The organism is Acinetobacter lwoffii, assembly GCF_024129355.1.
GTDB classification, from domain to species: domain Bacteria; phylum Pseudomonadota; class Gammaproteobacteria; order Pseudomonadales; family Moraxellaceae; genus Acinetobacter; species Acinetobacter lwoffii_I.
Genome location: NZ_JAMXXP010000008.1, coordinates 71,913 through 93,230, shown reverse-complemented (window position 1 = coordinate 93,230; position 21,318 = coordinate 71,913). Strand labels below are relative to the sequence as shown.

The following is a 21,318-nucleotide window of genomic DNA, read 5'->3' as shown; positions in this document are numbered from 1 at the left end:
GTGCGTAATATTCCATTAGAATGTTTGCCTAAAGCAACCAAATACTACAGCGCAACGCAGATAACTCATCGTGGTGAAACTCGTTTTGATATCAAGACCACGATGTACAATCCTGAGGAAAACAACTTTTTTCTTTCAAAAAGACCAATAGAAAGTATTCTCTTATATCACTATAAAACACCACTGAGCAGTGTTGAACCTGTCCCTTTAGTCAACCATAAACTCACCCAGATTGATTTAGGAATGTTGAATAGTACTAATGCTAAAGATCCAGCTATAAATTCTCATGACAACTATAGAAATCGTCTATGCTTTAGTTTCCCATATAGCAATACAGATGAGTTTAATGATGGTTGGACCATCCAATTACCTAAACTGGTACTCGCACGAGATCTTTTTTTCTCTCATCCATATTTATTACGCGCTGCATTATTTTCTGAAAGATATACAACTGATATCTTGGTTGATCGTGACGATACTGAAGCCTTTCATATTTTTGTTGCACCAAACAGAAAAATAACAGCCAAAGATCTGAACGACCCTGTTTTTCTAAAAAAACTAGCATTAATTTTATTACACCCTGAATTAAATCAATCTTTTTTAAGTATTTATGAAAAAACTATTAGAAATCAGGCTCAATCCAAGGCCTATGATTTTGATATAGATGCCCCTATCCTGAAAAACATTGAACTTAATGTTGATGGATGTATTCATCCAGAGAAAAAAATATTTCGAATTGAACGCATCAATTCATTTAGAAATTTGGAGACAGGAATAGATAAACCTGTTCAATTTCATTTTATATCTAAAAAAAATTTTGGGAAGGTTAAAAATATTCTGGATAAAAAACAGGATATCAAAAAACAGCCAAGCTCAGATAAGTCTCGATTTGATGATGAAGCTAACGCTGATATTGATCAGCAAATTGCACAACTAAAAAATATTACGGGGGAAATTTATACTATAGAAGACCTACAAATCTCACTAAATACTTCATGCTCAGAAATTAATATACAAAGACGGAATACAAATGGGGAAGCTCATCATGAGGACCAATCATTTGCTGGTGGAGAAGGTGACGACGAAGGCACCCGACCAGGATTTACTATAGAATCAGAAACTTATTTTGAAAGCTCTACTTATCAAGACCTCAGCAAAATGCTAAGAAAAATAGAAGACAAAGGTTATAAAGTCCAACAAATCCATAATCAGTCTTTCATAAAATATGGTCGATTCAGAGGACATAAATTGACTAATGGTCAAGATCGCCTATTTTATGTAAATCTCATATTCGACAGCGAGGATAATGAGTTATTTTATCTATGCGAAATCGACACATCTGATGGGAAAAAAAATATTTCCACGCTATTGCTACCATCAGAGATTAAAGCAGACAAAATGTTTATAGACGAAAATCTAAAGTCTTTCAAAATAGCAATTTTATCGCAGTCTTTAAGTTGGCCCAAAGACTTTATCAACAAAGTCTGTAATATCCAGTCATATATGATGATCAACCACCTTTCAAAAAAAGATCATTTACTTTCAAGTTCCTATCATGAAGACTGGGCAGATAGGATCCTGGAAAAATGGAAATCTATGCATAACTCATTATAACCCTGATCAAAAGTTATTTCAGAATAAAGGCAATGATCTTGGAAGCCTGCAATTGCTGGCCCAAATATTATAGAAATACTGAGTCAAAAATCACGGATGAAAGAAACTAGATTACATAATTTTGGTTCTATACTACTGGTATATATTATACCTTTTTCTTATTTTCAAGGATCTTGAGGGCTTACATGACCAAAATGACTTGCTTTAAAGCCTATGACATTCGCGGCAAACTTGGTAGCGAGCTGAATGAAGACATCGCCTATAAAATTGGCCGTGCCTACGGACAGATTTATCAACCGAAGACTGTAGTGATTGGCTGTGATATACGTCTCAGCAGTGAAGGCCTAAAACAGGCCACGATTCGTGGTTTGAATGATGCCGGTGTCAATGTACTGGATCTGGGGATGACCGGCACTGAAGAAGTTTATTTCGGCGCATTTCATCTCGATGTTCAAGGAGGGATTGAAGTCACAGCCAGTCATAATCCGATGGACTATAACGGGATGAAGCTTGTACGTGAAAATGCCCGTCCTATCAGTGCGGATACCGGTCTTAAAGAGATTCAGGCTTTGGCAGAATCAGGTGAATTTATTAAAGTCAGCAATAAAGGCCGTACCGAAAAATACAATATCCTGCCCGAGTTTATCGAGCACCTGATGACCTATATTGATCCAGCAAAAATCCGCCCGATGAAACTGGTGGTGAATGCGGGTAATGGTGCAGCAGGTCATGTCATTGATGCAATCGAAGTAAAATTTAAAGAACTCAATATTCCGGTTGAATTTATCAAAATTCATCATGAAGCCGATGGCAACTTCCCGAATGGGATTCCCAACCCGATTCTGGTTGAAAACCGTGCTAGTACTCGCGATGCTGTGATTGAGCATGCTGCCGACATGGGCATTGCCTGGGATGGTGACTTTGACCGATGCTTCCTGTTCGATGAAAAAGGCCAGTTTATTGAAGGCTATTATATTGTTGGTCTTTTGGCTCAAGCCTTCTTGCTAAAACAATCGGGTGAGAAAATTGTGCATGACCCGCGTCTGGTCTGGAATACCCTGGATATCGTGGAACAATACCAAGGGATTACGGTGCAGTCGAAATCAGGGCATGCCTTTATTAAAGATGTGATGCGTGAACATAATGCGGCTTATGGCGGAGAAATGAGTGCCCATCACTATTTCCGTGACTTTGCCTACTGTGATAGTGGCATGATTCCATGGTTACTAGCGATTGCAGTACTGTCTGAAACACAGCAATCTCTATCTTCGCTAGTGGAAGAGATGATTGCCAAGTTCCCGTGTAGTGGTGAGATCAACTTTAAAGTCGCCGATACCCAAACCACGATTCAAAAACTCTTTGATCACTATGCCGATCAAAATCCTGCAATTGATCAGACCGATGGTGTCAGTCTGGACTTTGGCACCTGGCGTTTTAATGTGCGTGCATCCAATACTGAACCTTTATTGCGTCTGAATATTGAAAGCCGTCGTGATCATAATCCACGACCAATGCAGGACTATGTCGATGAATTGACTCAGCTGATTCAGAGTTAATCTTCACGCATACAGTACAATAAAAATGGGAGCTGTTCATCAAAAGCTCCCATTTTTATTTATATCGCTATAAAGATTTTAGCGATAACCATTCGGATTCTGCTTCTGCCAGTTCCAGCTATCTGCCAGCATATCCTCCAAACCATATTGTGCTGCCCAGTCCAACTCTTGTACTGCACGGCTATTATTTGCAAAACAGGTCGCCACATCACCTTCACGACGTGGTGCTAATTCAAATGGAATTGCAACACCATTGACCCGTTCAAAAGTATCTTTAACTTGTAGCACTGAAATGCCATTGCCAGTACCAATATTCCAGGCCCGACACCCTTGTGCAGTTAAACGATTATTGAGGGCACATAAATGTGCATTGGCCAGATCTACCACATGAATATAATCCCGTACACCCGTGCCATCGACAGTGTCATAATCATGACCAAAGATCGACAGTTTTTCACGTCGCCCTACTGCCACCTGAGTTACATAAGGCATTAAATTATTCGGAATACCTTGTGGATCTTCACCGATCTGCCCGCTTTTATGTGCACCGACCGGATTGAAATAACGTAATAAGGCAATCGACCAGCGCTGATCTGCCACAGCCATTTTTTCCAAGAGCTGCTCCACAATCAGCTTGGTATAACCATAGTTATTGGTTGGCATGCCAGTCGGCATTTCTTCGTTTAAAGGTGAAGGATTATTATCACCATACACAGTAGCCGACGAACTAAATACCAGTTTAAAAACCTGGGCGCGCTGCATGGCCTGCACCAGGCTGATGGAACCGGCAATATTATTATCAAAATATGCCAGTGGAATCTGCTGGCTTTCTCCAACTGCTTTAAGCCCGGCAAAATGAATTACCGCATCAATACTATTTTGCTGAAAGACTTGATCCAGTAACTGGACATCCCGGATATCCCCTTCAACAAAGGTCAGGCTTTTCAGGGTCAACTGTTGCACCCGATTTAAAGACTCAGCAGCGCTATTGCAGAGATTATCTAAAACCACCACCTCATGGCCGGCATTTAATAACTCAACACAAGTATGCGAACCAATATAGCCTGCCCCGCCCGTTACCAGAATTTTAGCCATGCTGCTTCCCTAATAAAATGTTAATTAAACCTTGAGTTGAACCATCCAGACCACCTAGCTCAGACTGTTCACCATTCAAAATAGGCAGCAACTGGTTGGCAATTTCCTTGCCTTTTTCTACGCCCCATTGATCAAATGGGTTGATGTTCCACAGCACCGACTGAACAAACACCTTATGCTCATACAATGCAATCAGCATCCCCAGACTATAGGGATTCAGCTCTTGCAGTAACAAGGTACTGCTCGGCTGATTGCCTTCATACTGCTTATAAGCCGGCAAGCTAGCCAATTCGTTTTGATCCAGCGCTTCATTACCAAAAGCCAGTAAACGCGATTGCGCCAGACAATTCGACAATGCCAAATGATGCTGCTCGATTAATGCCTCAGCACTATCGGCATAGGTATATTGCTGACTGTTATAGCGCTTTACCGGTGCAATAAAGTCACAACTGACTGACTGGGTGCCCTGATGCAGGAGTTGATAGAAAGCATGTTGCGCATTCGGGCCAACCTCTCCCCAAATAATTGGACAGGTATCCAGCTGCACTTTTTCACCATTGCGCTGGATCGACTTGCCATTCGATTCCATTTCCAGCTGCTGCAAGTAGGAAGCAAAGTATTTTAGCCGGCCATCATAAGGCAGGATGGCATGGGTCTGAATATCCAGGAAATTGTTATTCCAGGCCCCCAACAGGCCCATCAAGACCGGAATATTCTGTTCAAAAGGCTGATACTGAAAATGCTGATCTACTGCATGTGCACCCGCCAGCAGCTGCTTAAAGCCCTCTATTCCAATACTCAAGGCAATCGGCAATCCGATACAGGACCACAGCGAATAACGCCCTCCGACCCAGTCCCATAACAACAGCTGATTTTCTGGAGCAATCCCCCAAGCGGTCATTTTCTCCGGTTTGGTCGATACCCCGATAAAATGATGCTTGAGAATATAAGGATGCTGACCCAATGCTTTTTCCAGCCACAAACGCACGGTCTGGGCATTAGTGAGGGTATCAATCGTACCAAATGATTTGGATGAAATGATAAACAGAGTGGTTTCCGGACGCAACTGATGCAACAACTCGGACAACTGACTGCCATCCATGGTCGAAACAAAATGTACGTTGAGTGGCTGGGCAGACTGATATTTAAAATCAGATAAGGCATGGGTGACCATTAGAGGGCCAAGATCTGAACCACCGACCCCAATATTGACCACATCCTGAATCACTTCCCCGGTGGCACCACGACGCTGCCCGGCATGGATTTGCTCGACCAAGGCATACATGCGCTCAAGTTGAGCATGCACATCAGCGGCCAGATCCGCATGCTGCTGATCCTGTGCTGGCAAGCGTAATGCCCAATGCATGGCAGCACGTTGCTCGGTATAATTAATATCCTGATTTGAAAATAAAGACCCAATCCAGGATCTTAGGTTTTGTGCATCTGCCCATTCAATCAGGTCCTCCATCACCGTGTTATCAATTCTGTGTTTACTATAATCGAAGACCAGCTGTTCAAACTGAATTGAATATTTGTTAAAACGCTGGGGGTCTGCGGCAAACAGTTCTCGTAGATGCACCGCATCAAGTTGTTCTTTGCTCGAGGCGAGTTTTTGACACACAGTTTCAGTATTTAGATCTGGTTTAAGCTGACTTAACATTAACGTCCCACCCCAATATAATTAAAACCACGCGCCTTGATATAGGCCGGATCATACAGATTACGCCCATCCAAAATCAGGGGATGCTGCATCAGTTTAATGAGGTGTGGATAATCTGGACTACCATACTGCTTCCAGGCAGTCATCAAACATAAGGCATCTGCCCCCTCAACTGCCTGATATTGATCTTCACACAGGATTAGATCCTGCCGTATCCCATAGACTTTTTTAATATTGGCCAATGCTTGCGGATCATGCAGTTTGACCGTCACCCCTTGCGCCCATAATGCAGTGAGCATGGCATGCACTGGAGATTGCTGGATGCTCGGGGTATTTTCTTTAAAGGCTGCGCCCCAAATCGCCACCACTTTTCCCTGTAAATCGCCACGGAAATAATTCCATAGTTTGCGGAACAGTAATTCTTTTTGTTGTTCGTTAATCTCCCAGACCTGTTCCAGTAACTGGTTTTTCACCCCCGAATCTGCTACCGCATGCGTTAAGGTGCGGATATCATGCGAGAAGTTCTCTCCACCAAAACCGACTCCTGGAAACAAATAGGCGGAACCAATCCGGTTATCCGCAGCCATGCCCTGACGCACCTGTTCAATATCAATCCCAAGTTTTTCTGCCACACTGGCCAGATCATTCATATAACTGATCCGGGTGGCCAGCATGCCGGAAATACTGAGTTTGGTAAATTCGGCATCCAGTACCGGCATAAACAGATACTGCTGCGCACGCGGAAACAAGGGGCGTAACAGCTCTCTGATTTTAGCCTGTGCATCTGCATGATCACAGCCCACGATCAGCTGGGTGGCCTGAACAAAACTACGCAGGGCATTACCTTCCTGAATAATATCGGGCAGATAAATCCAGTCATCATTCGGCAGCAGTTGCTGGAAGCGTTGAGTGCCATGCAAGCCGAACGTCGAAGCATTAATAATCAGCTTGGGATGAGCAAAACAGGCATGCCGAAGGGTATCCAGCATCTGAAATGCCTGCTGCTCTTCGGTGGCATTAAAACTAAAGAAAAAAACATCCTGATTAAAATCCAGATGCTGAAAATCACAACAGTTTAAAAAACCGGATTTTTCCTGTTTTTGCAGCAATGACTGCAAGGATTCATCCTGAAAATAAGTCCTGGCCGGCTCATCTGCACTGAAGCTGTTACACCACACCACCTGATGACCACATTCAGACAAAAGGGCCGAAATGACCCCAGAAAATAAGGTTTTTCCCAGTACTGCGACTTTCATAGTATTCCTTGGTTATTATTTTTTATTATAAAGCGAGTTCTTGGATCAACGCTTTAAACTCGCGACCGAGCTTGGGATGATCAACCCCATAATGTAATACAGCTTTAAGATAGCCGAGCTTGTTGCCACAGTCAAAAGTTTGACCTTTCATGCGATAAGCTTCCACTGCTTCAGTCTGCTGTAACATGGCAATCGCATCGGTGAGCTGAATTTCATTGCCTGCCCCGCGTGGTGTCTGTTCCAGAAGCTGCATGATTTTTGCCGGCAGGATATAACGCCCGACCACAGACAGATTCGATGGTGCGGTGCCGACTGCCGGTTTTTCAACAATCCCTTGCATGACAATGCTTTCGCCTTCGGCCGGAGATGCGGCCACATCGACAATCCCATATTGATCCACCAGATGTTCAGGCACCGCTTCAACCATGATTTGTGCTGCTTGAGACGCGTCATAACGCTGAATCATGCGAGACAAATCATTTTCCGGATCCTGATCCTTGACCAGCACATCTGGTAATAATACCGCAAAATCTTCATCGCCAATCACGGCTTTGGCACAGAGTACTGCATGACCTAAGCCCAAAGGCTGCGGTTGACGTACACTAATAATACTTACACCGCTAGGCAGAATTTCAGTAATTTCTTTGAGTAAATCGGTTTTGTTTTTTTGCTCAAGCGTGGTTTCAAGTTCAAAATTACGATCGAAGTAATTTTCAATCGATGCTTTTGAAGAATGAGTCACCAAAATAATTTGTTCAATTCCGGCGGCTACCGCTTCACGGACCACATATTCAATCGCCGGACGATCGACCACAGTCACCATTTCTTTGGGAATCGATTTGCTGGCCGGTAAAAAACGCGTACCGAGGCCGGCCACAGGAAGAATTGCTTTCTTAATCATATCTATAAATAACCTAGTTCACTTGAATTTCGTTGCCACGGACATAACCATCGACATAGTATTCCAGCTGCGCCAATGCCCATTCAATATCGGCTTGTGTCGCTGAAAGTTCATGCATCCGGTTAAAGACCTCCAGGATTTCTGCCAATGGATAATGCTTCTCGACTGATCTCAAAATACGCTTATGCGAGGTGATTTCTGTATTTTCTTCATCAATCAGCAGTTCTTCATACAGCTTTTCGCCCGGACGTAAGCCGGTATATTGAATTTCAATATCACCATTTGGATTTTTTTCTTCACGGACTTTGAGTCCACTGAGTGAAATCATTTGTCGTGCCAGATCCTGAATCCGTACCGGTTCGCCCATATCCAGCAAGAACACATCTCCACCGGTACCGAGGGCACCAGCCTGAATCACCAACTGCGAGGCTTCCGGAATGGTCATAAAGAAACGGGTCACTTCGGGATCGGTCACCGTGATTGGCCCACCCTTGGCAATCTGCTGTTTAAACAGCGGTACCACCGAGCCCGAAGAACCCAGTACATTACCAAAGCGGACAATACTGATCTGGGTCTGGTCCTGAGCTTCTGCCATGGCCTGACAATAAAGCTCTGCCATCCGCTTGGTCGCACCCATCACGTTGGTCGGACGTACTGCTTTATCGGTTGAAATCAGTACAAAGGTTTCGACGCCTTTTTTCACCGCAGCATTGACACTAAATGCCGTTCCTACCGCGTTATTTTTCAGGCCTGCTAATGGGTTACACTCCACCAGAGGTACATGTTTATAAGCCGCTGCATGATAAACTGTTTGGATCTCATATTGTTCAATCACCCGCTCCAGCTTGCGTTCATCCAGTACTGAGCCCAAGATTGGAATAATGTCACATGATGCTGTGAGACGTAATTCTTTATCAATACTATATAAAGCAAATTCTGTCAGTTCATAAATAATAATTTTGGCCGGCTGGTTTTTAATAATCTGGCGACAAAGCTCAGAACCAATTGAGCCACCTGCGCCTGTGACCATCACTACTTTATTTTTAATATTTTTAGCTAAAAGTTCTGCAACCGGAGGTACCGGATCGCGGCCCAGCAGGTCAATAATATCCACTTCCTGAATATCGGAAATTCGAATTTCACCATCGACCAGTTTAGTCAGGCCGGGAATCTCGGTAATTTTAAGATGCGCCGGTTCTAAAGATTTAACGATTTCACTTTTACGTATCCGCCCGACTGAGGGTAGTGCAATCAGAATTTCGTCAATTTTGAGTTTTGTAAAACATTTCAAAGCAGTATGTGGTAAAAAAACTTGAATACCCCCAATATTTTGGCCATTTAAAGACGGATTATCGTCAATAAATATAATCGGCACATGCTCATTGGAGCGATTTAAGGTGGCTGCCACCTGCTGCCCTGCATAACCAGCCCCATAAATCGCAATACGTTTTTTAGGCACTCCGGCCTGTAAATAAGAACGCACGATAAAACGGATAAAACCTCGGCTAAACCAGACCCAGGCAAACATCATAAAGCCAAACATCAACGGGATGGATGTCGGAATAAAGGCATGTGTACTATAAGCCAATAAATACAGGCCAATCACGGATAAGATCGTTGCCAAACCCAGTTTAACAATAAAAAATTCATTGAAGGTACGGACAATAAAGCGATATACACCGCAGAGAAATAGAGCCAATACAGCAATAGCACTGACCCAAACTGTACCAAAAGGAATATTGGGTACAACTTCTGCGCCGAGGTCAAACTGGCGGATGGCATAACACAGCCAGATTAGAACAAGGAAAATACAAAAGTCTAAAATGACTAAAAATGCGAGTTTTGCTGAACGTGGAGATTCGACTAAAGGTAGGATGATGGACTTCACGTGATATGTCTTCTCAATAGTACTTATAAGTTTCAATCCAATTTAGGTATTAGAATGACTAAATTGAAACTTGGGTAAATTTATCAAATGCACCTGTTGGTGCATTCTACGTGATTGAATCATGATTAGATTATATGCGACTAATGATCTGCTGGATGGCAGATTCAGTTGTTTGAATATTATTTTCTGTTAATGTCGGATGGACCAAGAACATCAAACTGGTTTCACCGAGTTTTTGCGCATTTTGCAAACGCTGTGTCGGTCGCCATGCTGTACCATCAAAAGCATGCTCCAAATACACCTCGGAACAAGATCCACTAAAACATGGCACACCCAAGGCATTCATCTCTGTCATAATCCGGTCACGTGACCAGCCTTCAGGCAACTGATCTGTATTTACCTGTACATAACATTTATATGCGGCATGGACATACTCATCGGATGGGCGATGCACGCTAAAATATGGACTGTCTGCAAATGCAGCATAAATTTTTTCCATATTGGCCATGCGTTTTGCAGTCCACTCCGGCATCATTTTAAGCTGAATACGTCCAATCACCGCCTGCATTTCCATCATGCGCCAGTTGGTACCAAATGAATCATGTAACCAGCGGAATCCCGGTGGATGCTGTTTGTTATAGATGCTGTCAAAGTTCTTGCCATGGTCTTTATAAGACCACATTTTTTTCCACAGGGTTTCATCATTGGTGGTGACCATACCGCCTTCACCACCTGTGGTCATAATCTTGTCCTGACAAAACGACCAGGCTGCGATATGACCGATGGAACCAGCTGACTTGCCTTTGTATTTTGCGCCATGTGCCTGTGCACAGTCTTCAATCACATACAGGCCTTTTTCCTGTGCCAATTGCATGATCGGATCCATATCACACATCCAGCCTGCCAGATGCACACAAATAATCGCTTTGGTATTTGGGGTCAGTACTGCTTGGATGGTTTCAGCAGAAATATTCTGTGAATCTAGCTCAACATCAGCAAAAATAGGATTTGCTCCAGCGGTCACAATCGAACTGGCCGATGCCAGAAAGGTGCGTGAGGTGACAATTACATCATCCCCTGCTCCAATCCCTAAGGCTTTCAAAGCAACATCGAGTGCCACGGTTCCATTGGCTAAAGCCACTGCATATTGGGTTTCTGCAAACTGGGCAAATTCTTTTTCAAACTCACGGCATTCTTGCCCTGTCCAGTAGTTGACTTTATTCGACAATAAAATCCGGGAAACCGCATCCGCTTCTTTCTGGGTAAAACTTGGCCATGGTTCAAATGCAGTATTTAACATGATGTTTCCTGAATTTTTAAAATTTAAAAACTTATTTTTTCTCTAAAATCCGTGCCGGATTACCAACGACCGTAACCCTCGGTGGCACACTTTTGGTGACGACAGCGCCCATGCCCACCACTGCCCCTTTGCCAATCACTAAAGGCTGGTCTGGTGTGCCCTGTTTGATCACAGCACCCGTACCAATATAGGCATGGTCTTCAATATGAATATTGCCATTACATTTCACGCCGGGAGCAAAGGTAACGTAATCTCCAATCACACAGTCATGCTCAACATAACTATATAAATTGGCATGAAAGCATTTGCCAATCTTGATATTAGAAGTGAGAGTCACAAACGGACTTAAAGCAGCACCGGGGGCAATTTCTATTGCATCCATACGTACGACATTATCTGCCTGAACCGTCCATAGCTCAATTGCATCTTGTTCAAGTTTTATCGCTATTTTTTCACGGATCTGACTATTGGCAATCGCAATGAGAACTGACTTTCTATCAGCCTTTAGATTTTTAAATGCTGCATAATTTAATACTCTATGCCCATTAACCGTCGTTTCTTCGATCAGACTGTCATCTATAAAATAGATTTCGGCATTTATATTCTGACGCTGTAATTGCTGGCGGGCGACTGGCATCAAGCTCCGACCACAACCTGAAGCACCATACACTGCATAGATTTCAGTCATGGAGATTGTCCGTTTTTGTGCCAGTAAACTTGGTCATGGTGGCTTCACCCTCGGCACTGATATCATCTTTTGCTAAAACTTTATGTACCGTTTTAAACATGATTTTGAAATCGAGCCAAATCGACTGATTTTCGACATACCAAGTATCCAGCTTGAATTTTTCTTCCCAGCCAATCGCATTCCGGCCGTTGACCTGCGCATAACCTGTCATGCCCGGACGTACATCATGGCGTTTGGCCTGTTCAGGGCTGTAAAGCGGCAGGTATTCCATTAGCAGGGGGCGTGGGCCAACAATACTCATATCGCCTTTAATCACGTTCCAGAGTTCTGGCATTTCATCCAGACTGGTGGAGCGCAGCATTTGACCAAAAGGCGTTAGACGTTCACTGTCCGGCAACGGTTTACCCTGTTCATCCACAGCATCTTTCATGGTCCGAAACTTGATCATCTCAAAAGGCTTGCCATGTAAACCGGGACGTACCTGGCGAAACAACACCGGAGAACCCAGATTTTTTTTCACTTTGTAGGCAACAAATGCATAAAGTGGAGAAAGCAGGATCAGGGCGATGGACGCAATAATAATATCGAGAAGGCGTTTTAGCATTTAGATCAGACCCATTTCTTGCATCATATGTGCGTTTACCTGATGTACATCGTATTTATGAAGTGCGATTTCTCGGGAGCGACTTCCCATTTTAGCGATAAGCTCTGGTTGAACAATCAGTTTCTCCATTGCTTTTACTAAACTTTCCACGGATTTTACTTCAACCAGAAAGCCGTTATCGCCATCGGTAACAGTTTCACGACAACCAGGTGCATCTGTAGTAATAATTGCCCGCCCCATAGCCATGGCTTCTAAGACAGTACGGGGTGTGCCTTCACGATACGACGGCAACACATACACCGAGCTTTCTGCAATTGCAGGACGAACATCGGATAATTTTCCCCAGTATTTTAATGTATTACTGGCTACCCATTGATCTAATTCTTGCTGGTCAATAGCTGAAGGATTCTCATCAATCCATCCCACCAGATTAAATTCTACATGCGGATATTTATGTTTGATAATTTTTGCTGCTTCGGCATATTCACGGACACCTTTATCTACCAGTAAACGTGCAATCAGCAAGAAGGATATTTTAATTTCTTGATCAGCCATTACAGGTAAAGGTAATAGATTGAAATCAGCTACATTAACCCCGGAACCATTCACTACCACTGTAGACGTTAGAGCATTTAAAAGCTTTAAATCCTGAAAAAGTTTTAAGTCATCCGGATTTTGGAAAAATGCCTTATGACTGCGCGACAATGCCTGATGGTATAAACTATGAACCAGTTTCTGGAAAATACTACGCTTAGTCTGAGTTTCTACATTTTGAAATGCATAGCCTAAACCTGTAATCAAGGCATACCGACTCGGTACTCTTGCCAGCCACGCGGCGAGTGTTCCATAGATCACCGGCTTGATCGTATAAGATAGAACATAATCAGGTTTGATTTTTTTTATAAGCGTATACATGCTTCCTAAGGTTTTTAAGTCTACTACCGGGTTGGTACCTGTACGCTGCATAGAAACTTCATGTACGAAATAACCTAAATCTAGTAGCTTTTTATGCTCGGCAGAAAAAGAAGCAAGATCAGGTGCAATAATATGAATCTCAAAACCTTGCTGATGAATCGCTTCGAGTAACTTTCCACGAAAGTTTAAGACGGAAGGGATAAAGCTACTGATTATTAAAAATTTCATATCAGCCTTGAATTTTTAAGTTATTTTTAACGATTCGAAATTTCCCACTTTTCTCTTTGGGAATCTCTTCTACATAATTAATACTAAATTGAATGCTATCACCGACTCTTTCACGAAGTGCCTTAATAAAGTTTAATTCTTGTGTATTATCAAACTCTTTATTCACTACCATCTTCACTTCAAGCAGATCTAACCTATCCTGAATAAGTTGAAAACACACAATACCCTTAGTATCTTTAGTAGAATTACTAATGTTACCCAAATTTACCTTACCATTCATAGGAGAAAGAATATAATCATTTGTACGCCCCTCAATACGTTCAACTAATGGGAAAATAGAGCCACACTTACACTGTTTTGTAGAATCTGCTAAGGTAATCGAGTCCCCGATCCGATAACGTATCAGTGGTGTACCATGTGTTGTAAAAGAAGTAACTAATATTTGACCAGATTGAGTTTCTTCTAAGCTATCATCCACAACTTCAAAAATGCCTGTTAAAGGGTGAATATGTAAATGTCCAGCACCACATTCCAAAATAAATGGTGCTCCTTCTGAAGAGGCATATTGATCTACTAACTTACATCCTAGAACTTCAGAAATAACTCGTCTGTGTTCTGCCAAGACAGTTTCTGCTGTTGGGAAAAAAACTTTAGCCTTACCCGTATATTTTAAACCTCTGGCCTTCGCAATTTGGCAAATTTCAAAAACACTAGATGGAAAGCCGACTAAAAACTCAGGTTGGAATTCATTCAAAGACTTCCAATACACATCAAAATTTTTTTCATTGATTAGGAAAGTAGAATAGAATCTAATTTTATTTATGAAATCATAGTGTGAGCAAATACCCTTCGATATATCCTTTTGAGTAATTAAATTCTTACCAGAAAACCATGCTGTTTTTTTGCCTAGCTCATAACCATGCTGTGCACGAAAATGATCTAAAATAGCAAAACGTTCTTGCATATCTTTTTTAGTATAAATCACTTTCATAGAAGCTCCTGTTGTGCCTCCTGTTAAACTCACGATACCTTCTGACTCATTTATTGTTTTTATTTTATCTAAATTATTAATAATATCTTCTTTTTCAAGCACTTTAACTTTATCTAAATTGTCTAATTTTTCTTCTTTATACCATTCTGAATTATTTATCACATAAGTCAAAAAGTCACTTTTTTTGATATTGACTTCCTGCTCTAGCTCATCTTTTGAGAAACGATCTACTTTTTTATAATATTCTCTAAAATCAAAATAACTCCCCCCATGTCGAATTTTATACTGATATACATTAAATAATGTAACCGCTACATTTTGAATAAAGTGAGGGCTAAAACGAACTAGGCTTTCTTTAAGTGACATTTTTAAGCTCGATATTTGTATAAATTAAACAACGCAAGTACACTATATTTACTTCTATCTTAAGATACCACTATATAAGTCTAAATGAAGCTGTGCCGCTTTAGCAATTGAATACTGAGCAGAATTCTGAATAGCATTTTTAGAGTACTCTTCAATAAGTTCAGGCTGATTAATGAAGCTCATTATAGCATCAGCCAAATCTTGTGGCTTTTTGGGAGAAACAACTATACCATTTTTACTGTTTTCAATAACTTCTGTGCACCCACCAACATCCGTCACAATACAAGGTAAACCGGATACAGCTGCTTCAGTTAGTGCTATAGGCAAACCTTCCCAAGCAGAACTCATGAGAAATATATCTGCTTGATACAAAAACTCTGGAATATTTGTTTTAACACCAACAAAATCAACTATTCCTTCTAAATTTTTATCATGAATAAAAGTAAGAAGTTGAGATTTATAAATAGCATCTCCTTCACCCGCAATTCTTACTCTAAATTTATTTTTTAATTTTTTATCAATTAGAGTAAGTGCTATCAACATATTCATATAATCTTTTTGTTCTGTGATACGTCCAACCATAACAATGTTAATAAAATCGTTTGATTTTCTTAATTTTTTATATCCAATAAATTTTTCTTCTGAAACTGCATTCGGAATTATATTAATATTACGCCCTGTATAGCTTTTTAAAGCTTCAGCACATTTTGTAGAAATACCTACATATTCATCCACAAGTCTATTGAAAACTTGATATAAAAATTTTCCCCATCGTGGTTCCATAGAGTGATGAGTATAAATAATAGGAACTGAGCTTAAAGCTGTAAATAATATCCCAAAAGCTAAATGAGTATGACAAATATCTATATTATGCTCAGAGATATACTGTTTTATGCGTAGCATACCTAACCATGGTTTTTTACGGGTTTCATTACCAATAATAAAGATATTAATTCCTGATGACTTTAAATCATTCAAAAACCTCTCTTCATATATAATATCTCTGCCTATATCAGATGCATTACTTAAAAAAGCAATATGTAAATTATGACCTTGATTAGATAGGTTTATGGCCAAGTCCTTAACATACACCTCAGCACCACCAGATGCTGGTGAAGATATAATATGAAGAATATTCATGTGTTTACCTAGAATAATTTATATGAGGCTAAAGAGTAAATATTAAAAGCTATCTAGTAGCTTTGTCCAATGCTTGATTATAGATTGTGGTTGATAAAGTTTGGCCTTCTCCTTACTTTTGAAATTAATTAACTTTCTTTTTTCTTCATTTTTCATCAAGTCAATTAATGAAGATGCAAAGAGATTAATATTATTTTGAGGAACTAGAATAGAATCGGTATCAGCTAATATTTCCGCAGGGCCAGTTTCACAATCAAATGCGACTATAGGCAAGCCAAAGGCTTGGGCTTCTAAAAGAACCATAGGGAATCCTTCAAAATGGGAGCTCAAACATAAAATTTCAGCTTGCTCATAGTAATCTTTTATATTATTGGTATTACCTACTAACTCAACACTACTAGTCAGATTATTATTTAAAATAAAATTTGATAGCTTTTCTCTATCTTCCCCTTCACCTACAATTTTCAAATGCCATTCTGGTAAGAATTGATGAACATGAGTCCAAGCTTGAAGCAACATATCAAACCCCTTAACGTGAGTAAGACGGCCAACAGCTAATACAATTTTTGTATTTTTTTCTTTTGTGTAACTTTGAATAATCGGAAACGGGCAAGGATTTGATATAGCAATAACTTGTGCATTGATATTTTTTAAATTATTTTCCCATAAAATTTTATCTTTTTCAGTTAGAGTTATCACATAATCACAATATTTTGCTGCGAGTTTTCGGGATAGATCTCTAAGTTTGACTCCATTATTATTATTAAAATTAAAATGCTCCCAAGAAATATGTTTAACTTTCAAACCTAATAAAGCTGGTATAGTAAAAATACAGGCAATACTGTCAACTACGATTAAAGTATCAATTTTTTGTACCTGTACAAATTTTCTTATATTCCAAACAGTACTTAGATAGTTAGATTTAAAAGAAACCTTTTTATCATGAAGTGAATGTATAGATATTTTTGGATCTAAATCAAAAAAAGGAATTTTTCCATCTACTAAACTTAGTATGGAAATTTCGTATTTAGAATATTCAACTAAATTATTAGCAATCAAAGTTGTTACACGCTCTGTACCACCAGAACTGCTCAAGTTCCCAATAAGAAAACAAATCTTTTTCATTTCAGCTTGCCACCGACACTTAAAATAAGTATAAAAAATAATCCAAAACTATAATACAGTCTATTTCCTCTTTTCATTAAATATTTTTTATCAATATTTTTCATATACTTTTTTATTTTATTTTGTTTTAGAAATGCATCATACCATCCAAAATTTTTTAGAATAAAACAAATATAACCTTGACTTAAAGAAACTAGAGAAGCTGAATATAGCTTATTCGATCTAACTCTCTTCTCATATACTTCTAAAATTTTTTCAAAACTCATTTTTATTTTATTAACATTTTTAGAGCTTAAATTTAATAGACTACTAGACTCATTTATTCTATAAAAATATAAGACATCATTAAAAAAATAAATATTTTTTGAAATTAGAAAAACCTCAGGAATAGTATTAGCATCTTCAAAATAAACACCTTCTGGAAAAAAAATATTCTTAAAATTTTCAGCCTTATAAATATTTAACCATGGAAACCAACTACTCAAATTAAATATATCTCGCAAAAGATTGTAATTTAATTCACAATAACCCTCTCTCAATACTTCAACATTGAAATCTATTATTTTTTGGGTACGATTCTCAATTCTAGAAGCCTTAAACCGAATAATATCTGGTTCATATAAATCAATAATCTTAAAAATACTTGAAAAATAATTATCTGAAATTAAGTCATCTGAATCTAAAAAAGCGATATATTTACCTGTACAAATATTTAAAGCATTATTACGAGCAACACTTTGACCTTGATTTTCTTGATTTAATATAATAAAACAATCCTGTAACTTTTTAGGCAAACCCTCTAAACATTGCTCTATAATTTTCATAGAGTTATCAGGAGTACCATCATTAACAACAATAACTTCAACACGATTATCTAATTGCAAGATTATACTGTTAATGCATTCTTTAATATATGCTTCAACATTGTAAACAGGAATAATAAGACTTAATATTTTACACATAGAACTTCAAACCTTGAATACTTTAGAGCAATGATGTTTTTAAAAACTCAATATAAACTCAAGCCTTAGATTTAGTAATTTCTTACCTACTATATCATAATTAATTTTATCAAATAATAGCTCACCTGTTACTTCAGAAAAATTATTCACCATTCTATGAGCTAAATTACACTGACTAAGAATTTATTCAAATCTGGAAGTACCTCTTTCTTTATTTATGATTGAAATAAATGGCTTATTAAAATCAACTGAGAATACTGTGCTATGAAATGAGTCAGTCAAAATAAAGTCAACTTCCGTAAAATACTTTATCCAATTTTCTACAGGAGGATAAATATAATAATTTAAGTCTTTATTATACAAAGGAGAAACTAGCAAAAATTCAATATTGCTTATCATTAATTACTCCCACAACTATATTTTATTCTTGATTTTATATATTTTTTTATTAATGCTTTATGCTGCTTTTCAATACCCAAATTATAAATTAAAAAAACTACTATTAGAATTTCTAATATAGTAACCATCAAAAATCCTAAAAAATTATTTACAATCAACCACCCATCCAATATTTTAAAAACCAAAACAATTACACTAGTAGTTATAATTATATTCCCCAAAACAACTTTTAAAAATTTAGATACATTGAAATCACATATAAGGTTTTTCGCTATCCACAGATTCAAAAATCCTGTCAATATACTATTTAAAACAAAAAATATATAAGCATAATAATATTCAAAACCAAATTTAAACAAAAAATAAACCACTGGAACTGATAATAAAATTAGCGTTCCTGTTAAAAAGCTTATTTTTTTAACATTACCAGTTGCATGAATTAAAATAATAATAGGATTAAAAATAACACCAATTAAACTAGTAATTAACATAAAAATAGAAATTACTTTAGTATATTCAGGAGGATTAACTAGCCATATACCTAGAATGTATTCCATATTAATAATAATTGGCACACAAAATATCAACATCAGATAGTAAGCATATTTTGATGAAAATGCTATTAATTCATTGGTTCGATTTAAATCATTTTCTGCATAACTTTTCATTAATTGAGGTTTTACTGCAAGAAAAATATTACTAGAAAGACTATTCAAAGCAGCTGTAATTTGATTACTTACCTGTATGCTTGCAACCATAACCAAACCAAAAAAATTATTCATGAGCAAGGTTGTTCCATGTAGCCTTAAAACCACAGAAAAGTTCCCATATAGATCCCAACTAATAAAGCTTATTATTTTTTTTAAAAATTCTTTTTCTATATAAAATTTAATTCTTGTCTCAATAAAATTCAATCCAACATATAGTACAAAAACCAATCGCATCAAAAAAACAATACAAAAAACACCGATAGCATAATATAGCAATTTATCATCATTAAAAAAGACTAAAACATAAGCTAATATCAACTTTAAAAACACATCAAATATTGAAATTAAAGCATATATTCCAAATTTTTCCTTAGCCATTAACATGGCTTCAAATGGAATAGTTGCAACTAAAACAAATAGTGATATCACTGACAAATGAAAAACTTGAGTGGCAACATCTATTTTATCAACTGGCAAGCTGATATATGAATGCAATGCCCAGCCACCAAAAATCTCAATCAATATACAAATAAATACTGCAATTATAATATGCAAAAAAACAGATGTTGAAAATATATTTTGAATATAAGAAACAGTCCCTCTTACCATTTCAATATTTAAAAAGCGATTAGTTGCACTAGACAAAGCAGTCTGTAAGAAAGAAATTAATGCAATGACTCCAGCAACCGTACCATACAAACCAAAATCAACCACACCTAGGTTTTCCAGTAATATTCTTATGGAATATAGACCAATAAGTAAGGTAAACAGAAGCCTAATATACAAAGCAAACGTATTATTTAAAATAAGCTGATTCTTAGACATAATTTAAAATCAACTTTTAATGGTTACGTACATACCAAACTATAGCTAAATTAATCCCCTCATTAATTTTATGAGTAGATTGATAACTTAGTAATTTTTCAATTTTTTCCACACTTGCTTGTGAATGTCTTACATCCCCTGCACGGAAATCACGATATACAGGCTCTTTCGTATAAGTCACACCATTTTCATTTAACGCAGCTTTAATGGCATTAAACAAATCATTGAGTGTAGTACGATCACCTACTGCCACATTATAAACCTGATTTTTAGCTTCATCATTTTGTGTAGTTGCTGCCAGAATATTAGCTTGCACCGTGTTCTCAATAAAACAAAAATCACGACTGGTTTCACCATCACCATTAATAAAGACCTCATCCCCAGCAATCATGGCGGCGGTCCATTTTGGAATAACTGCGGCATAAGCCCCATTAGGGTCTTGGCGCTTGCCGAAGACATTGAAGTAACGCAAACCGATGGTTTTAAAGCCATAGGTTCGGGCAAAGACTTCAGCATACAGCTCATTTACATATTTGGTGACTGCATAAGGCGAAAGTGGCTTGCCAATATTTTCTTCAACTTTAGGCAGTGCCGGATGGTCGCCATAAGTTGAACTGCTGGCAGCGTAAGTAAAGCTTTTTACTTTAGCGTCACGTGCTGCGGTCAACATATTTAAAAAACCGGTGATATTAGCCGCATTAGTGGTGATTGGATCTGCAATAGAACGAGGTACAGAACCCAAAGCAGCTTGGTGCAATACATAGTCCACACCCGAACAGGCTTTTTGACAATCTTCCAAATTACAGATATCACCTTCATAAAATTGAAATCTCCCCCATTGTTCAGGAGTTACTAGACTTTGTACCTCATCTAGGTTGTAATAATGACCTGTAGCAAAGTTATCTAAACCGACCACATTTTGGTCTAATTTCAATAAGGTTTCTAATAAATTTGAACCAATAAAACCTGCTACACCAGTAATTAACCATTTTTTTGGCTCATCAATTAATTTTATAGATACATTTTTAAATTTAGACACTTTTACCTTCTTCAATAAAGATCACTTACACTTATAAAGTGTAATCTATTAATCAA

The 21,318-nt window shown here is 38.4% G+C and carries 18 protein-coding genes; 2 read left to right on the top strand and 16 right to left on the bottom strand.

All coding sequences use genetic code 11. The features are described from left to right. Both NI468_RS06650 and NI468_RS06645 read left to right on the top strand, forming a co-directional pair. Entirely contained in the window at nt 1–1,614 is a 1,614-nt protein-coding gene (locus NI468_RS06650; protein WP_253100833.1) for a Tn7-like element transposition protein TnsE, read from the top strand. 185 nt (nt 1,615–1,799) lie between these two features. Beyond that, on the top strand, nt 1,800–3,170 hold the full coding sequence (locus NI468_RS06645; RefSeq protein ID WP_253100830.1) for a phosphohexomutase domain-containing protein: 1,371 nt from the start codon (nt 1,800–1,802) through the stop codon (nt 3,168–3,170). 78 nt (nt 3,171–3,248) lie between these two features. Here NI468_RS06645 and galE read toward each other — a convergent pair whose 3' ends face one another. The 16 genes from galE to NI468_RS06570 all read right to left on the bottom strand — a co-directional run bounded on the left by galE (nt 3,249) and on the right by NI468_RS06570 (nt 21,262). Beyond that, nucleotides 3,249–4,265 (bottom strand): UDP-glucose 4-epimerase GalE, encoded by a 1,017-nt coding sequence (gene galE / locus NI468_RS06640; protein WP_253100828.1) that lies wholly within the window; start codon nt 4,263–4,265, stop codon nt 3,249–3,251. Beyond that, nucleotides 4,258–5,925 (bottom strand): glucose-6-phosphate isomerase, encoded by a 1,668-nt coding sequence (pgi, locus tag NI468_RS06635; protein WP_253100824.1) that lies wholly within the window; start codon nt 5,923–5,925, stop codon nt 4,258–4,260. Before pgi ends, galE begins: the two co-directional genes overlap by 8 nt. Continuing rightward, nucleotides 5,925–7,181 carry a nucleotide sugar dehydrogenase gene (locus tag NI468_RS06630; RefSeq protein WP_253100821.1) on the bottom strand — a complete coding sequence of 419 codons (1,257 nt, stop codon included), beginning with the start codon at nt 7,179–7,181 and terminating at the stop codon, nt 5,925–5,927. Before NI468_RS06630 ends, pgi begins: the two co-directional genes overlap by 1 nt. 25 nt (nt 7,182–7,206) lie before the next feature. Continuing rightward, nucleotides 7,207–8,082 (bottom strand): UTP--glucose-1-phosphate uridylyltransferase GalU, encoded by an 876-nt coding sequence (galU, locus tag NI468_RS06625; RefSeq protein WP_253100818.1) that lies wholly within the window; start codon nt 8,080–8,082, stop codon nt 7,207–7,209. A 13-nt stretch (nt 8,083–8,095) separates the two neighbouring features. Then, nucleotides 8,096–9,970, bottom strand: coding sequence for a polysaccharide biosynthesis protein (locus NI468_RS06620; RefSeq protein WP_253100816.1), 1,875 nt, complete (start codon nt 9,968–9,970; stop codon nt 8,096–8,098). A 130-nt stretch (nt 9,971–10,100) separates the two neighbouring features. Further along, nucleotides 10,101–11,270, bottom strand: coding sequence for a DegT/DnrJ/EryC1/StrS family aminotransferase (locus NI468_RS06615; RefSeq protein ID WP_253100813.1), 1,170 nt, complete (start codon nt 11,268–11,270; stop codon nt 10,101–10,103). Nucleotides 11,271–11,301: 31 nt separating this feature from the next. Beyond that, the gene (locus NI468_RS06610) at nt 11,302–11,958 is read right to left on the bottom strand and encodes a NeuD/PglB/VioB family sugar acetyltransferase (protein WP_253100810.1); all 657 of its coding nucleotides are present in this window, start codon (nt 11,956–11,958) and stop codon (nt 11,302–11,304) included. Continuing rightward, entirely contained in the window at nt 11,951–12,562 is a 612-nt protein-coding gene (locus NI468_RS06605) for a sugar transferase (RefSeq protein WP_253100807.1), read from the bottom strand. The genes NI468_RS06610 and NI468_RS06605 overlap by 8 nt, the downstream gene beginning before the upstream one ends. Beyond that, on the bottom strand, nt 12,563–13,705 hold the full coding sequence (locus NI468_RS06600) for a glycosyltransferase family 4 protein (RefSeq protein ID WP_253100805.1): 1,143 nt from the start codon (nt 13,703–13,705) through the stop codon (nt 12,563–12,565). 1 nt (nt 13,706) lies between these two features. Next, nucleotides 13,707–15,062 (bottom strand): phenylacetate--CoA ligase family protein, encoded by a 1,356-nt coding sequence (locus NI468_RS06595; RefSeq protein ID WP_253100802.1) that lies wholly within the window; start codon nt 15,060–15,062, stop codon nt 13,707–13,709. A gap of 54 nt (nt 15,063–15,116) precedes the next feature. After that, the gene (locus NI468_RS06590; RefSeq protein WP_253100800.1) at nt 15,117–16,202 is read right to left on the bottom strand and encodes a glycosyltransferase family 4 protein; all 1,086 of its coding nucleotides are present in this window, start codon (nt 16,200–16,202) and stop codon (nt 15,117–15,119) included. A 42-nt stretch (nt 16,203–16,244) separates the two neighbouring features. Then, nucleotides 16,245–17,327, bottom strand: coding sequence for a glycosyltransferase family 4 protein (locus NI468_RS06585; RefSeq protein ID WP_253100798.1), 1,083 nt, complete (start codon nt 17,325–17,327; stop codon nt 16,245–16,247). Then, on the bottom strand, nt 17,324–18,289 hold the full coding sequence (locus tag NI468_RS06580) for a glycosyltransferase family 2 protein (RefSeq protein ID WP_253100796.1): 966 nt from the start codon (nt 18,287–18,289) through the stop codon (nt 17,324–17,326). The genes NI468_RS06585 and NI468_RS06580 overlap by 4 nt, the downstream gene beginning before the upstream one ends. A gap of 183 nt (nt 18,290–18,472) precedes the next feature. Beyond that, nucleotides 18,473–18,688 carry a polysaccharide pyruvyl transferase family protein gene (locus tag NI468_RS16385; protein WP_420909025.1) on the bottom strand — a complete coding sequence of 72 codons (216 nt, stop codon included), beginning with the start codon at nt 18,686–18,688 and terminating at the stop codon, nt 18,473–18,475. Further along, the gene (locus NI468_RS06575) at nt 18,688–20,223 is read right to left on the bottom strand and encodes a lipopolysaccharide biosynthesis protein (RefSeq protein WP_253100792.1); all 1,536 of its coding nucleotides are present in this window, start codon (nt 20,221–20,223) and stop codon (nt 18,688–18,690) included. Before NI468_RS06575 ends, NI468_RS16385 begins: the two co-directional genes overlap by 1 nt. 16 nt (nt 20,224–20,239) lie before the next feature. Then, nucleotides 20,240–21,262 (bottom strand): NAD-dependent epimerase/dehydratase family protein, encoded by a 1,023-nt coding sequence (locus NI468_RS06570; RefSeq protein ID WP_253100790.1) that lies wholly within the window; start codon nt 21,260–21,262, stop codon nt 20,240–20,242. Nucleotides 21,263–21,318: the final 56 nt, after the last annotated feature.

Coding starts and splice junctions, on each gene's coding strand:
- galU (WP_253100818.1), bottom strand. CDS start 8,082: ATGATTAAGAAAGCAATTCTTCCTGTGGCCGGCCTCGGTACGCGTTTT.
- NI468_RS06590 (WP_253100800.1), bottom strand. CDS start 16,202: ATGAATATTCTTCATATTATATCTTCACCAGCATCTGGTGGTGCTGAG.
- NI468_RS06585 (WP_253100798.1), bottom strand. CDS start 17,327: ATGAAAAAGATTTGTTTTCTTATTGGGAACTTGAGCAGTTCTGGTGGT.
- NI468_RS06600 (WP_253100805.1), bottom strand. CDS start 13,705: ATGAAATTTTTAATAATCAGTAGCTTTATCCCTTCCGTCTTAAACTTT.
- NI468_RS06615 (WP_253100813.1), bottom strand. CDS start 11,270: ATGTTAAATACTGCATTTGAACCATGGCCAAGTTTTACCCAGAAAGAA.
- NI468_RS06605 (WP_253100807.1), bottom strand. CDS start 12,562: ATGCTAAAACGCCTTCTCGATATTATTATTGCGTCCATCGCCCTGATC.
- NI468_RS06645 (WP_253100830.1), top strand. CDS start 1,800: ATGACCAAAATGACTTGCTTTAAAGCCTATGACATTCGCGGCAAACTT.
- NI468_RS06580 (WP_253100796.1), bottom strand. CDS start 18,289: ATGTGTAAAATATTAAGTCTTATTATTCCTGTTTACAATGTTGAAGCA.
- NI468_RS06630 (WP_253100821.1), bottom strand. CDS start 7,181: ATGAAAGTCGCAGTACTGGGAAAAACCTTATTTTCTGGGGTCATTTCG.
- galE (WP_253100828.1), bottom strand. CDS start 4,265: ATGGCTAAAATTCTGGTAACGGGCGGGGCAGGCTATATTGGTTCGCAT.
- pgi (WP_253100824.1), bottom strand. CDS start 5,925: ATGTTAAGTCAGCTTAAACCAGATCTAAATACTGAAACTGTGTGTCAA.
- NI468_RS16385 (WP_420909025.1), bottom strand. CDS start 18,688: ATGATAAGCAATATTGAATTTTTGCTAGTTTCTCCTTTGTATAATAAA.
- NI468_RS06595 (WP_253100802.1), bottom strand. CDS start 15,062: ATGTCACTTAAAGAAAGCCTAGTTCGTTTTAGCCCTCACTTTATTCAA.
- NI468_RS06575 (WP_253100792.1), bottom strand. CDS start 20,223: ATGTCTAAGAATCAGCTTATTTTAAATAATACGTTTGCTTTGTATATT.
- NI468_RS06610 (WP_253100810.1), bottom strand. CDS start 11,958: ATGACTGAAATCTATGCAGTGTATGGTGCTTCAGGTTGTGGTCGGAGC.